Raw genomic sequence first — 12,661 nt, 5'->3', positions numbered from 1 at the left:
GCGCGTTTTCGATAGCGATAGGACAATCCGATGACGCGCACGACCAGACATGCTGTTGATAAAAGCCTAAAAGGCTTGCTGATGGGGACTTTGCTTAGCAGTCTATTGATTGCAGGCTGTAGCGAACCGACCACCACCAGCAAAACAAAAGATGCCACAGATTTGTCTGTGTTTGAAGGCTGCTATACCGTCAGCCACGATGAGCCTGCGCAGATACGCATCAGCGAACAGGCTGGTAAGTGGGTCATGCAAATGAAAGAGCCTGTAGGCGCCAAAACCGTGTGGGATGAGCCATCAGCGCTTGAAGAAATCGGTCGCGGCGAGATACCCAAGTATTTTTCCATCGACCCCAAGCACGTCGATGCACTGTTGGCACGCCCTGATAAAGTGATGGTCATGGCGCATGTCACCTCCGCTTATGCCAATATCGACCCGCTGCTCGATAGCCAATATCTGGCGTATATCTACCGCGGTGCCAATACCATTTATAAGGTCGATTGTGACACGGTCAATGTCGATATGACGGCAAGTCCGCATGGCACATCAAACATTGTCATCGACAATATCAACGCGGCAGATGCCACAGCGGCCATGCCAACAAAATCTGCTGCTGACCCAGTGAGCAATGATGCCCAAAATGCGCCGTCTGATACGGACAGCGCTGCGCAGACACAACCGCAGTAGCCTCGCCGTGCTGCACGCATTGCCCATCGCGGCAGATCTTTTTATTTCATATGATAGCGGTGCTGCAACCTGTGCCGCACCCTTTACTGATTGAGCCGTTGTTATGAATTTTTTTAGCTATCTTGTTTTAGGTGGTCTGTCTTATGCCGCAGGTTGGGCGACGCGCAAGCATGTCTTGCCGCCAGCAGATGTGGACGCGCCATACAGCTTTACCCATCCTAAGATTGTGATGTGTATGCTGGCGTTTTTTGTGCTGATGCTGCCGATTTCAGCCTTGATTAGCCGCTACGCGCTCGGTCATGAGGGTTTGGACGTGTTGTTTGTGGTGGTCAATAGCGCCGCGGCGACCTTCGTCTATTCTTTTGGGCTCAATCCTGACCAAAAAAAATACGACTTGCCCGATTAGTCAGTCATATTTTGCCTACAAAGCTGTTAGCTTTAAACAAAGCTGTTGTATAAAAATATGACTTAGCGCCTCGCTATAGTAGCGATGTTTAAAAGGCTAAAGTGCAAAGCACTCAAATTAAACGCGCTCAGTGTTCAATCATTAAGTCATCCGTATCAAGGACTCTTATGTCGCAGTCAAATGCCAATACGCCCGCCAATCCGACCAATCGCCGTCAGTTCTTGGGGGCGCTCGGTGCGTGTCTTGGCGTCGGTGCGCTGGGCAGTGCAGGGGTAGGGGTGCGCCGCAGCTATGCGAATGCCGATATGCTGGCGGCGACTTGTCATCATCCGACGATTGAGACGCGGCTGTTTGCCAGCTCCAATGCCAGCGAGCAGACAGCGCGCAATGCGTTGGCACTGGCACGGATACGCTGCGCAGGCTTTGATGTCAAAAATCCTGAGATTGTCAGTCGGCAGTATTTGCGCTTTGCAGGTACCGATGCCCAGCGCGCTGCTGATTTGCAAAACATCGCCACAGGGGCCATCGCTGCGCCCAAGGTGCTGCTTGGGGTGCGTGGCGGCTATGGCGCGATGCGGATTTTGCCCAACGTCGATTGGCAGACGCTTGGGCAGCTGATGCGTGAGCGCGGCACTATATTGGCGGGCTTTAGCGATGTGACCGCCATTCAGTGTGCGCTACTGGCAAAAGGCGGCATGAGCTCGCTTGCTGCGCCCATGCTCTATAGCGAGTTTGGCAAGACGCAGCCTGATATCGTGAGCAGTCAAGAGTTTGTCAGCGTATTGACGGACAAAGCGTTAACGATTGATGTGCCTGCGCTTGCTGCGGATAGCGCGCTTGACACCTTACCGCGCATCATGGCGAAAGACAGCAGCCAGTCCATCACAGGCACATTGTGGGGCGGCAATCTGAGCGTGGTGTCTGCGTTGGCAGGCAGTGCGTATCTGCCGCGTATTGATGGCGGCATTGTATTTTTGGAAGACGTGGGCGAGCAGTCGTACCGCGTTGAGCGCATGCTGTATGACTTGTATTTGGCAGGCGCGTTCAAAGGGCAGCAAGCGATTGTCTTCGGTGCACTGTCAGGCACGGGCGAGGACAGCTATGACAAGCGCTATGACGCGCGTGCGGTCATCGAGCAGCTACGCGATTTAACAGGCTTGCCCATTTATACAGGGATGCCGTTCGGTCACGTGGGCAAAAAACGCAGCTTCCCTTTGGGTGCGCTGTGCCGCATTCAGCCCGATACGGCAGGCGGCTATCAGCTCAGCTTTAGCGGCTATCCCACGCTTGATGCCGAGCAGATATATCCACCAGCACTGTGGCAAAAGGGCTAAACTAAAGCATAACGTAGCATTAAAAAACGCGGACAGGTCTCTATCCGCGTTTTTTTATCATTCAGATTTACCGCATTTAGATTTACCGTATTTTCAAGCGCTTATTTTAATAAACGCTTGAGCGCGGGCACACGCGATATCAGGATAACATCGAGCAGTGTCATCACCACAATCGCGATGATGGCGGTCGGAAACAGACACGCCACGATGAGCAATACCGCAAGTAATGGCTTGCTGATGGCTAAGGGCTGATTGCGCGCGGGCGCCGCCAGTGTGCCTGCTGCATCGCGTGGACGGCGCTGCCACCACATCACATAGCCGAGCACCGACATGGCAATGACTGCCAAGCAAAACAGTACGTTCGCGAGCACGCTCCACCAGCCGAGTGTTCCCATATGTAGCGCGATACCTGCCGCCATAAATTTGCCAAAAGCATTGTAATCGGCAAAGCGAATGTCCGCGAGCACCTTACCTGAATAGCGGTCAATATGCATGGTGCGGTCGGCAAAAGGGTTCTTAATATCGTGGCTCATCGAGTCTTGGCTGATACTCCAAACGCCCATCGACCCTTGCGGGAGGCTGAGCTGATAGCGCCCGACAAAGCCACTTTCGCGCGCGAACTTATCGACCGTATCCAGCACAATTGGCAAACCTGTTTTGATACCGTCTGTGCCCATTGTCGTGCCTGATTGCGGCATCGGCGTCAGCTCCAGCACCCACGGCACGTCCTTTGAGCTGCCGTGATTGAGCGCTTCGCCGTGCGTTGGCGCTGGCATTGGCATCGGTGCCGCGCCCGCGCCATGAACGTGCGGGGCAGCGCTACTCATGTCCATATCGTGCATGTCGTGCGCGTTTGGGTCGATGGACATCGGCATTGGCGCAACGCCCCATTTCCCTGCGGGAAACTGACTCCACGACTGCACCACTTTACCGCCCCAAATGCCTGCCCACGCCATGCCAGAGATGCAAAAAAACAGCAGCACCACAGATACCCAACTGCCGAGCGTCGCGTGTATCAGGCGCAGAGTCTGCCGTTTGCTGGTTGGCTGCGTGGCAGTAGGCACGAGCATTCGCGTCACCGAACGGCGCTTTTGCCACCACAAATACCCTCCACTTAATATCAGCAATATCGTCAACGCGGCGGCGGTCTCTTGCAAATAATCACCGACCGTCCCGAGCAGCAAATCGCTGTGAATGTCATCAAAGGTATGGTACAGATTGCTGTCGGCAGCAAAGGTTTTGACCACGTGCGCGTCATAGGGGTTCACCGCCACCATATAGACATCATCTAAGTTTTGCACACGAAACAGCGCCACCGTCTTATCATCTCGCGGCGCGATGTATTGAATCAGTTGCCCATCAGCGACCGCTTGCAGGGCGGCTTTGGCTTGGCTTGCGACGGGCGTGGTCTGGGATACATTCGCTGGCGCGTCAACTGCCATTCTGTCCAAATCGCGCCCCGTGGTATTGGCAGTCAGCAGCATGCCCAGCCCTGTCAGGCTTAAGACAATCAAAAACGGCGCAACGAACATCCCTGCATAAAAATGCCAGCGCCAAACCTGAAAATACTTGGCGTTTTGTTTGCTTGATGTCGACATTGTCTGTGCTCCACAGCCCAAAAAATGTGGCTATTAAAGCACAAGCAGGGGGCGTCCGCTAATGGTTGTTATTAAGTGGTTGTTTTTATAGATAAAGGCTGTCACGACGATAAACCATACCGCCGCTTACCTGATTCATGACGGGCAGTGTCCGTTATTGCATAAAAAAGCCGATACCTGAGCGTATCGACTTTTTTGCAAAACGCTTGCTGTATCAGACGCCAATTTGGGTCACGATAAAATAAATAATCGTGCCGATGTAGTTGCCGACCACGTAGCCGACCGTACCGATAACAAGGATAGGACCGACGAGCTTGGTCCAGCCGCGACTGATGGCGAGTGCCGCCGCCGTCGTGGGTCCGCCGATATTGGCATTACAGGCGAGTACCACCTCTTCAATATTCGCTTTAAATACTTTGCCAATACCCATGGTGATGGCAAGATTGACCATGGCAATGATAAACACGAATAAGAACAACAAGGGCGCTTTGGTCACAATCAGACTAATAGAGGCGGGAATACCAATGACCACAAAGAACAGATAAATACAATATGTGCCCAGCTCTTGGCTGCCACCCAGCTTTTCAAGCGAATCCTTAAACAAAGACGCCGCGACAAAGGTCAAGGTGGTGAGCAGCAGATACTTATCGGTAATCAAATTAATGATTAAGTCACCAATGATGTTGTCACTGGTACCCAGCAAGGCCTTTAAAAATGCCGACAGCTTAAAGGCAATCAGCACAATCAGCATTGAGCTTGCCAAGCAAATAGCGATATCTCTGAGCGATATCAGCTCAGGCTTCCAGTACGCTTCTGAGAGCGTACGGCTGTTTTGCATATCGGGGTCTTTTTCAATCGCATCGGTATGCGGCGAGCCCCAAATACGGCGAATGATAGGAATCCCTGCCAGACCGATAAGGATTAAAAAATAAAACGCCATCATCATGTTATCAGCAACGATGGTCGCAGCGTTGATGCTCTCGCTGGGCTCCAGCTTGGCCGACATGGCGGCATAGTTGACCCCGCCGCCGCTATAAGAGGCGGAAATCATGCCACTGACTTTGTCCAAATCTGGAATGTAATGGCGCAGCGCCAAAAACGCAATGACCGTACCGACCATCGTCGCCATCGAGGAGGCCAAAAACAGCAGCAACAGCTTCCAGCTTTCTTTAACCAGCGATTGGATATTGGTTTTGAAGAGCAGCAGCGGGATGGCAAGCGGCACAATATAGCCCCAGACAATATCGTAAGTGGGCGCATCGGTGGGAATGATTTTTAGATTGGATGCCGTGATGGCGATAAGAAGTGCAATGACCGCGCCTGGTATTTTGCTCGCCCACGTAAAGCGCTGCTCAATAAAAATGGCGGATGTGGCGGCAATAAGCACAAACGTCCATAGCGCCAAGTGGTCATCAGCTTGAATCAAGGTTTCCATAGTGTTCCTCCATGAACAGAACCATTATTTTTTTATTAACAAAGGGTTACGATGCCGCGCCCTCCCACTGTATCGCGCCATACAGTGCGTGCTGCTCGTTTGCGTAGTGCGCCCATAAGGCATTGCCATAATCAAAATGCCACCATTCTGTCGGCAGATTGCTAAAACCGACGCTCGCCATCGCCCAGTACAACAAGCGCCGATTGCCACACGCAGCGCTCTCAGGTTGGTCTTCATAAAAGTGGGTGTAAGAGCGCTCGGTTGGCTCATCAAATCCTGCGCCCATGTCCAGCCACTCGCCACTATTGATATCAAACAGGGTGATATCTACCGAGCCGCCAGTGAGGTGCGGACTGATAAAGTCGCTGTCCGCTGGCGCGACGAATTGCGCGAGCAGGGCTTGTTGCTCTTGCTCGTTCAGCTCGGGGTAGGTCTGTTTGACCACATGACCGATATCGTCTTGTAGCGCTTGCTGCACGGCACGGGGTCGCCACGCGTCCAGCACCACGATGCCGATATGCGCAGGCAATAAGGCGGCGGCTTGTTGCAGCTTTTGTACGACCGTCTGCCGCGCCACGCACAAATTGAGCGCATGCTTGACGTCGTGGGCAAAATAAAAGGGAAAGGATTTTAACTTGTCGCTGGTTGGAATAATCTGTAATGGCTCATCAGCATGAACAATATGCGTGGCGTCTAAGCCGTCCCAGTCGTGCTGTGGCAGCTTAGGGATAGGGTGTCCGAACATAGGTCTCTCACATACATATTTGCGGGGCATGGGCGCTCATTATTGCTAGCGAGTCAATAGCAAAATAGCGCGTTATGCCATAAAGCGGTGGTGACTCGTTGTATAAGGATAAAATGGTCATGCAAGGGCAAAAGTCGCCGCCCTATAGACCGTTTCATTACCAGTAAAACAAGCGGACAATGATTAATCTGTATATGTATCGTAATTATTAACGCCATATAGCGTGGGCGGTGCAGGCGATAAGAGGTATATATATGTATATGATTGATTTTGCTCAGAGTATTGATTGCGGCTGTTTTTACGCATGAAAAACAGCGGTACTGAGGTTGTCAGTACCGCCATAACATAGATAAATCATAAGCCGTTATCATGCAGCACAAACTACGCCAAATGATGCACTTCTTGCATGCCATAGACGGGCGTGTCCAAACCTTCCATACGCGCTTTTAGTTGCAAGGACAAGTACTGTGAGTAGTGCCGCGACTGATGCAAATTGCCTCCATGAAACCAGAGCGCTTCTTGCTGCGTGGGCTTCCACATATTTCTCAGCTCACCCTCCCACGGACCTGGGTCTTTGGTGGTGTCTGAGCCCATCCCCCAGCATTTGCCCACCTTGTCCGCCACGTCTTGCGAGATGATTTCTGCCGCCCAGCCATTCATTGAGCCATAGCCTGTGGCATAGACAATCAGGTCAGCGTCCAGCTCCGTGCCGTCAGTCAAGACCACCGAATGCGGTTTGATGTGGTCGATGCTGACGCCAGATTTTAATTTGATTTTGCCATCAGCGACCAGCTCAGATGCGCCCACATCGATATAGTAGCCCGAGCCGCGGCGCAAATACTTCATAAACAGCCCCGTATAATCATCACCGAAGTCGAGCATAAAGCCTGCGTCTTCTAACCGCTGATAAAAATCGGCATCCAATTCGGCAACCTTGCGGTACACAGGCTCATGAAACTGCGGCATGATTTTAAAGGGAATCGAGGCAAAGGTTAAATCCGCCTTATAAGTGGTCATGCCATTCTCGACCGCCTCTTCTGAATACAGCCCGCCCAAGACTTCTTTCATTAGGGTATCGGACTTAATAATATGCGTCGATGAGCGCTGTATCATGGTCACATCCGCGCCGTTTTCCCACAGCGCCGCGCAGATATCGTGGGCTGAGTTGTTTGCGCCGAGCACGATACATTTTTTACCGCGATACGCCTCGCCACCAGGGTGTTGACTTGAATGGTGCTGCTCGCCCTCAAAGTCCTCCATACCGTCGATATCAGGAACGTTTGGCAGTCCTGACATGCCTGTGGCTAAGACGAGCTGTTTGGGGTGCAGAGTTAGGCGCTCGCCGTCGCGGTCGAGCTCGACATCCCACTGCTGTACGTCATTATCGTATTTGGCGCTCAAGCATTCGGTCGAGCCCCAATAGTTGACCTCCATAATCTTGGTATACATCTCAAGCCAATCACCGATTTTGTCTTTGGGGGTAAAGACAGGCCAGTTCTCAGGAAAGGGCAGGTAGGGCATGTGGTCATACCAGACGGGGTCATGCAGGCATAAGGACTTGTAGCGGTTGCGCCACGTGTCGCCCGCTCTTGGCTGCTTGTCAATGACGATGGTTGGCACTTCGAGCTGCCGCAGGCGCGCCCCAAGACCGATACCACCTTGACCACCGCCGATGACGAGGCAGTAGGGCTGCTCGCTGTAGCCGAGATTTTCTTCCTCATCAGCGCGTTTTTCTTGCCATGTGACGCGGTCGGGGTTTGCGCCATGCTCCGCACCTTTCGGGCGTTTTTTGTTGCGCTTTTCAGGATAGTCTTTGAGCTCAGTCATCGTGGTCAATAGCGTCCACGCCTTGCCATCACGCAGGCGCAGATGCCCATAGCCTGTCGCTACTTTGGTTTCAAAGCGAATCCACGCCTCAATCACGCCCTCATTGTCTGCCGCATCATCGAGTTGCCAGTTGTGCGGCTCGGCAGTGTCTAGCGTGTGCGCGAGCATGTCTTTGATTTGTGCTTGCCCCTCCAGCGTTTTGATATTCCACGTAAAGGCAATCAAGTCGCGCCAGTAGCCGTCTTGTTCAAAACAGTCTGCCGCTTTGTCGATGTCTTTGTCTGTGAGCGCCTGTTCAAAGCGCTGTAGCCACTCGGATGCCTGCGCTTGGGCGGACGATTGATTTTCTGATGTTTGAGCCGTCATGACACACCTCTCCTTAGTTGTTGGTGTGGTTGCGATAATCCCTAGGCAACCATAAAAATAAGATTAACGGTCAAAAGAGCCGATAACCTCTCACGACTATATCGAGGCGCAAGATGCAGTGTCAACGATAGTTTGTCTTTACAATGATGGATTTTGGTTATTGAATATTTTTCTGATATTTCTACAGACTTTGATTGGGATAATACGCATAGGGTAGGTGTGTTTTGTGCGGAGCAATAACGCTATAGGCAAGCAGTAGCCACAAAAAAACCGCCTTTATCACGCGAATGACAAAGACGGCATATCAGGTCAGCTTCGCTGTTTTTATTCCATATCCAACGTCAGGGTTTTACCTTTGACAATAAGATAAATCAGATAACACACGCCGATGGCAAGCCATAACGCACCAAGCATCAGCGCGTTTGCATCCAAGCTGGTCAGCAGTTTAAACACAGACAGCGCACCGATGGTGGGTATCACCAAATGCAGTATTTTTTGTTTTAGCGTACGCTCACTGTTATCCAGCCTAAAATACTCTTTAAAAGCACTCATATTGACCAAGACGAACGCCGAAAAAGCGCCAAAGTTAATAAACGAGGTCGAGGTCGCAATGTCCATACGCAGCGCCAACAGACCGATGATGCCAACGATAAAGATGTTGAGATAAGGGGTACGAAACTTCTCATGCAGCTTGCCAAAAAAGCCACTCGGCAACACCCCATCGCGCCCCATTGCGAACATCAAGCGTGACGCACTCGCCTGCGCGCTCACCCCTGAGGTAAACTGCGCGATGACTAACGTAGCAATAAAAACGGATGAAAAAATCACGCCGCCGACTTGCTTGGCAATGTCTGCAGATGCTGACTCGGCAGCAAAGACGCTGATATCAGGAAACGCACTGCCCAATATCCATGAAGAAATGATAAAAATAACACCGCCGAGCAGCGTGACCAATAAAATCGCCTTTGGCACATTATGCTTGGGGTTTTCCGTCTCTTCTGCCATGGTCGATACCGCATCAAAGCCCAAAAAAGAGTAACAGGCAATCGCTGCGCCTGAGAAAATGGGCGCAAGGTTGTCGCTGGCAAGAATGTCCAAGGACGGCGTGGCAATCGTGTTGCTTGAGCCTTGGATGTACATCAGAGCTAAGGCGCAAAAGGCAATCACCACACCAATCTGAATCAGCATCAGTACCAAGTTGACCTTTTTAGCGACCCCAAAGCCAATAAAATTAAGCGCAGAGGTCAAGACGATAAACGCCACAATCCAGAACCATAGAGGGATACTCGGCGCCATCGCCTCTAAATAAATGCCACCGATAAGCCAGATGACCATCGGCAAAAACAGATAATCGAGTAAAATCGTCCAGCCTGTTAAAAAGCCGATTTTGTCGCCAAAGACCCTAGAGACAAAGGTATAAGAAGAGCCAGAAGAGGGGTATTTGTACGCCATCAAGGCATAACTGCCTGCGGTAAAGAGCATGGCGATCAGGGCGAATAAATAAGCGGTCGCCACATTGCCCGTCGAGGCTTCGTACAGCACGCCATATGTCCCAAAGACAATCATCGGCGTCATATAAGCCAAACCGAACAATATCAGACCGAATAAGCCTAAGTTTTTTTCGAGTGCAACGTCCTTGTTTTGCATGATTTTTTCCTTAAATTCATGGTCTTTATAATAGGTTTAAATACTGATAATCCTTTTTTGCGTTGTGAATGTCGTTTAAGTCAATATCAACGGCGACCGTCTCTACGCCAGCGCCGAGCTTTTTAATAATCTCGCCTGTCGGGGAGACGACGAGACTCTCGCCAACGAATTCGCCGCCATGTCCCACGCCGACACTGTTGCAGGTAATGACAAAGCATTGGTTTTCAATCGCGCGCGCCTGTGTCAGCACAGCATGCACATTGGCATATGGGTGCATGTTGCCGTTCGGCATAAAAATCACGTCCGCGCCTTTTTTAGCAAGCGTTCTTGCGCCCTCTGGGAACTCCAGCTCAAAACAAATCTGCGCGCCGCAGACCACCTCATCAATCTCAATAACCTCAAAGTCGCTGCCTTGTGTAAACACACCAACGTCATCGAGCCACAGCTTGGACTTTCTGTGCTTATGGATAATCTCGCCGTTTTTTATAAAAAAACAGGCGTTATAAAACGTGTCGTCCGCCTTTTCGATATGACCGATGATGATGGTGGCGTCGGTGTCTTTGCTTGCGTCTATGATGGCTTGAAAATGCGGTAGGGCATCTTGGTGCAGCTGCTCGATATTGTCTGCGGTGGGGAAGCCCGTCAGTGTCAGCTCTGGGAACATCATAAAATCATTGCCATCTTTATGCGTGGGCAGGGCGCTTAGGACGACCGCCGCGTTTGTTGCGACGTCGTAGTCAGTAATGTCGATTTGATTGAGGAGTATTTTCATCATGTGCCCTTATGTGCAATGGGTGGGAGAGGCTGTGGCAGGTGGATGATTGCGGCTTATAGGGTAAATGGGGTTTATGGTCCGATGGCGATATAAAGCAGCAGTCTGTTGCAAATGGCAAAGCATGCTGACACGCACCTTATCAAAATAATGTTCACTATAATGAACAAGAATTCTGCCTACTAAACATTATAGAAATCAATCTTTTTATATTGCAACCGCTATTGTTAAGCAAATTGTTAAAAAAGCAGATGATATGAGGGGCAGATAAAGGCGATGAAGTGTGGTTAAAAGCCGAAAAACTTATCGAGCTTATAAACGGGTTAACGTGCTGTTGTTTGATATAAAAAATATGGCAGCGAGCTATCAGCTGTATTGCCAGTAAGGCGGGCTGCCATACACCTCGGAGAAATAATCAATCAATACACGCACATTTAAGGAGGGGTGGCGGGTGTTGGGATAGATGGCGGCGATGCATAGCGCGTCGGCATTGACGGTCGTCTGATAGCCGGGCAACAGCTTGACCAGCGCGCCGCTTTTGAGATGGTCGCCGATCAACCAATCAGGGAACAAGACCACGCCCATGCCTTTGAGCGCCGCGGCAAGCAGTGCCTCAGCATTGTTGGACATCATGTGTGCATGCACAGCGCAGGGCGTCCACGGCTGCTCACCGATTTTAAACAGCCAGCGGTTAGGGCCTGATGCGCCTTTATACATCAGGCAGTGATGCTGATGCAGCGCGTCAGGGGTCGTGATAGCCCCGTGACGCGCCAGATAGTCAGGCGCGGCGGCAAGATGGTAGGTCTGCGTGCCAAAGACACGCGCATGCAGTCCCGAATCGTGCAACGCGGCAATACGAAAAATAATGTCCGTGGCATGGTGATGCGGGTCAACAAAGTCATCGGTCAGTGTCAAATCTATCTCAAGCTTAGGGTGGCGGGCGCTCAGCTCAGGTAGCCACGGCGCAATATGCCGCTGCCCAAAAAACACTGGCGCATTGATTCTGAGCAGTCCTGTCGGGGTCTGCGTGCGCGCTTGTAGCGCCTTTTGCGCGGCATCCATCTGCTCAGTGATACGTTCGGCGTACGCCATAAGTACCCGCCCAGCCTCAGTGGGTATCACCGCGCGCGTATTGCGATAAAACAGCTGCTGACCCAGCACGTCCTCTAATTGTTTAATGACCCGCGATATCTTAGAAGCAGAGACGCCTTCTTTACGAGCAACCACAGAAAAGCTCTGCGCTTCAAAAACGTCAATAAACAACGACAGCGTGCGGATACTAATATTAGATGCATGTTTCATTTGTGCCACTTTTGCAAAACTGATTTGTGCATTATAGCGTTTTTTAACGCAATGCACTGCGATAGACTGCGCCTCTTGCAATACATAACCAAACGCAGGCAACACTATGCAGATTTTATTGATACTTATCGTCATCATCGGCGGTATGGGGCTCTCCGTTGAAGCGGGATTGCTCGGACCCCTTGGTGCACAAGTTGGAGAGCTGTGGGCGACGCTCAGTATTTTTGGGGTCGGCGCGGCTTTGACCTTTTTATTAATGCTGTTTTTTAGTCCGCGTAACAGTCCCTCTTTTTTCTCGCAGCCGCCTTTACTACTGGTTGGCGGTATTTTAGGTCCTATCTATGTGGTGACCTTGACGGTGGTCACGCCCGTTATCGGTATTGCGCTGACGATGATAGGGATTTTGGCAGGGCAGGTGCTACAAAGCTTGCTCATCGACCACTATGGCTGGTTTGCCACCCAGCAACGAAAAATTGATGGCAGGCGCGTGATTGCCTTGGTGTTTATGATTGTTGCATTAATTTTTATGGCACAGGGGTGATGAG

General features: G+C 51.2%; 11 protein-coding genes. 4 read left to right on the top strand and 7 right to left on the bottom strand.

Annotated elements, in window-relative coordinates:
• Positions 1-30 precede the first annotated feature (30 nt).
• The 3 genes from JMW05_RS01915 to JMW05_RS01905 all read left to right on the top strand — a co-directional run bounded on the left by JMW05_RS01915 (position 31) and on the right by JMW05_RS01905 (position 2,424).
• The gene (locus JMW05_RS01915) at positions 31-684 is read left to right on the top strand and encodes a hypothetical protein (protein ID WP_227691398.1); all 654 of its coding nucleotides are present in this window, start codon (positions 31-33) and stop codon (positions 682-684) included.
• Between the two features lie 103 nt (positions 685-787).
• Complete coding sequence (locus tag JMW05_RS01910; RefSeq protein WP_201503733.1) at positions 788-1,090, top strand: hypothetical protein; 303 nt, start codon at positions 788-790, stop codon at positions 1,088-1,090.
• A gap of 167 nt (positions 1,091-1,257) precedes the next feature.
• Complete coding sequence (locus tag JMW05_RS01905) at positions 1,258-2,424, top strand: LD-carboxypeptidase (protein ID WP_201503732.1); 1,167 nt, start codon at positions 1,258-1,260, stop codon at positions 2,422-2,424.
• A 101-nt stretch (positions 2,425-2,525) separates the two neighbouring features.
• Here JMW05_RS01905 and JMW05_RS01900 read toward each other — a convergent pair whose 3' ends face one another.
• The 7 genes from JMW05_RS01900 to JMW05_RS01870 all read right to left on the bottom strand — a co-directional run bounded on the left by JMW05_RS01900 (position 2,526) and on the right by JMW05_RS01870 (position 12,116).
• Positions 2,526-4,022 (bottom strand): PepSY-associated TM helix domain-containing protein, encoded by a 1,497-nt coding sequence (locus JMW05_RS01900; protein WP_201503731.1) that lies wholly within the window; start codon positions 4,020-4,022, stop codon positions 2,526-2,528.
• Positions 4,023-4,236: 214 nt separating this feature from the next.
• On the bottom strand, positions 4,237-5,457 hold the full coding sequence (locus JMW05_RS01895; RefSeq protein WP_201503730.1) for a DUF819 family protein: 1,221 nt from the start codon (positions 5,455-5,457) through the stop codon (positions 4,237-4,239).
• A 46-nt stretch (positions 5,458-5,503) separates the two neighbouring features.
• Positions 5,504-6,202 carry a M15 family metallopeptidase gene (locus tag JMW05_RS01890; RefSeq protein ID WP_201503729.1) on the bottom strand — a complete coding sequence of 233 codons (699 nt, stop codon included), beginning with the start codon at positions 6,200-6,202 and terminating at the stop codon, positions 5,504-5,506.
• 381 nt (positions 6,203-6,583) lie between these two features.
• Positions 6,584-8,395, bottom strand: a complete 1,812-nt coding sequence (locus JMW05_RS01885; protein ID WP_201503728.1) for an NAD(P)/FAD-dependent oxidoreductase — start codon at positions 8,393-8,395, stop codon at positions 6,584-6,586.
• A gap of 324 nt (positions 8,396-8,719) precedes the next feature.
• Positions 8,720-10,042 (bottom strand): APC family permease, encoded by a 1,323-nt coding sequence (locus JMW05_RS01880; RefSeq protein WP_201503727.1) that lies wholly within the window; start codon positions 10,040-10,042, stop codon positions 8,720-8,722.
• Positions 10,043-10,067: 25 nt separating this feature from the next.
• Positions 10,068-10,817 carry a nitrilase-related carbon-nitrogen hydrolase gene (locus JMW05_RS01875; RefSeq protein ID WP_201503726.1) on the bottom strand — a complete coding sequence of 250 codons (750 nt, stop codon included), beginning with the start codon at positions 10,815-10,817 and terminating at the stop codon, positions 10,068-10,070.
• 363 nt (positions 10,818-11,180) lie between these two features.
• Positions 11,181-12,116 carry a LysR family transcriptional regulator gene (locus JMW05_RS01870; protein WP_201503725.1) on the bottom strand — a complete coding sequence of 312 codons (936 nt, stop codon included), beginning with the start codon at positions 12,114-12,116 and terminating at the stop codon, positions 11,181-11,183.
• A gap of 106 nt (positions 12,117-12,222) precedes the next feature.
• On the opposite strand from JMW05_RS01870, the gene JMW05_RS01865 reads away from it, so the two are divergent.
• A complete protein-coding gene (locus tag JMW05_RS01865; protein ID WP_201503724.1) occupies positions 12,223-12,657 on the top strand; it encodes a DMT family transporter in 435 nt (144 codons plus the stop codon).
• Positions 12,658-12,661 lie beyond the last annotated feature (4 nt).

The organism is Psychrobacter aestuarii (assembly GCF_904846035.1).
GTDB lineage: Bacteria > Pseudomonadota > Gammaproteobacteria > Pseudomonadales > Moraxellaceae > Psychrobacter > Psychrobacter aestuarii.
This window is presented reverse-complemented; position numbering and strand designations above follow the sequence as displayed.

What these genes read in the sequence shown, in the direction of transcription:
- JMW05_RS01885 (WP_201503728.1), bottom strand. Translation starts at nt 8,395, where the DNA reads ATGACGGCTCAAACATCAGAAAATCAATCGTCCGCCCAAGCGCAGGCA.
- JMW05_RS01900 (WP_201503731.1), bottom strand. Translation starts at nt 4,022, where the DNA reads ATGTCGACATCAAGCAAACAAAACGCCAAGTATTTTCAGGTTTGGCGC.
- JMW05_RS01910 (WP_201503733.1), top strand. Translation starts at nt 788, where the DNA reads ATGAATTTTTTTAGCTATCTTGTTTTAGGTGGTCTGTCTTATGCCGCA.
- JMW05_RS01895 (WP_201503730.1), bottom strand. Translation starts at nt 5,457, where the DNA reads ATGGAAACCTTGATTCAAGCTGATGACCACTTGGCGCTATGGACGTTT.
- JMW05_RS01890 (WP_201503729.1), bottom strand. Translation starts at nt 6,202, where the DNA reads ATGTTCGGACACCCTATCCCTAAGCTGCCACAGCACGACTGGGACGGC.
- JMW05_RS01905 (WP_201503732.1), top strand. Translation starts at nt 1,258, where the DNA reads ATGTCGCAGTCAAATGCCAATACGCCCGCCAATCCGACCAATCGCCGT.
- JMW05_RS01875 (WP_201503726.1), bottom strand. Translation starts at nt 10,817, where the DNA reads ATGATGAAAATACTCCTCAATCAAATCGACATTACTGACTACGACGTC.
- JMW05_RS01865 (WP_201503724.1), top strand. Translation starts at nt 12,223, where the DNA reads ATGCAGATTTTATTGATACTTATCGTCATCATCGGCGGTATGGGGCTC.
- JMW05_RS01880 (WP_201503727.1), bottom strand. Translation starts at nt 10,042, where the DNA reads ATGCAAAACAAGGACGTTGCACTCGAAAAAAACTTAGGCTTATTCGGT.
- JMW05_RS01915 (WP_227691398.1), top strand. Translation starts at nt 31, where the DNA reads ATGACGCGCACGACCAGACATGCTGTTGATAAAAGCCTAAAAGGCTTG.
- JMW05_RS01870 (WP_201503725.1), bottom strand. Translation starts at nt 12,116, where the DNA reads ATGAAACATGCATCTAATATTAGTATCCGCACGCTGTCGTTGTTTATT.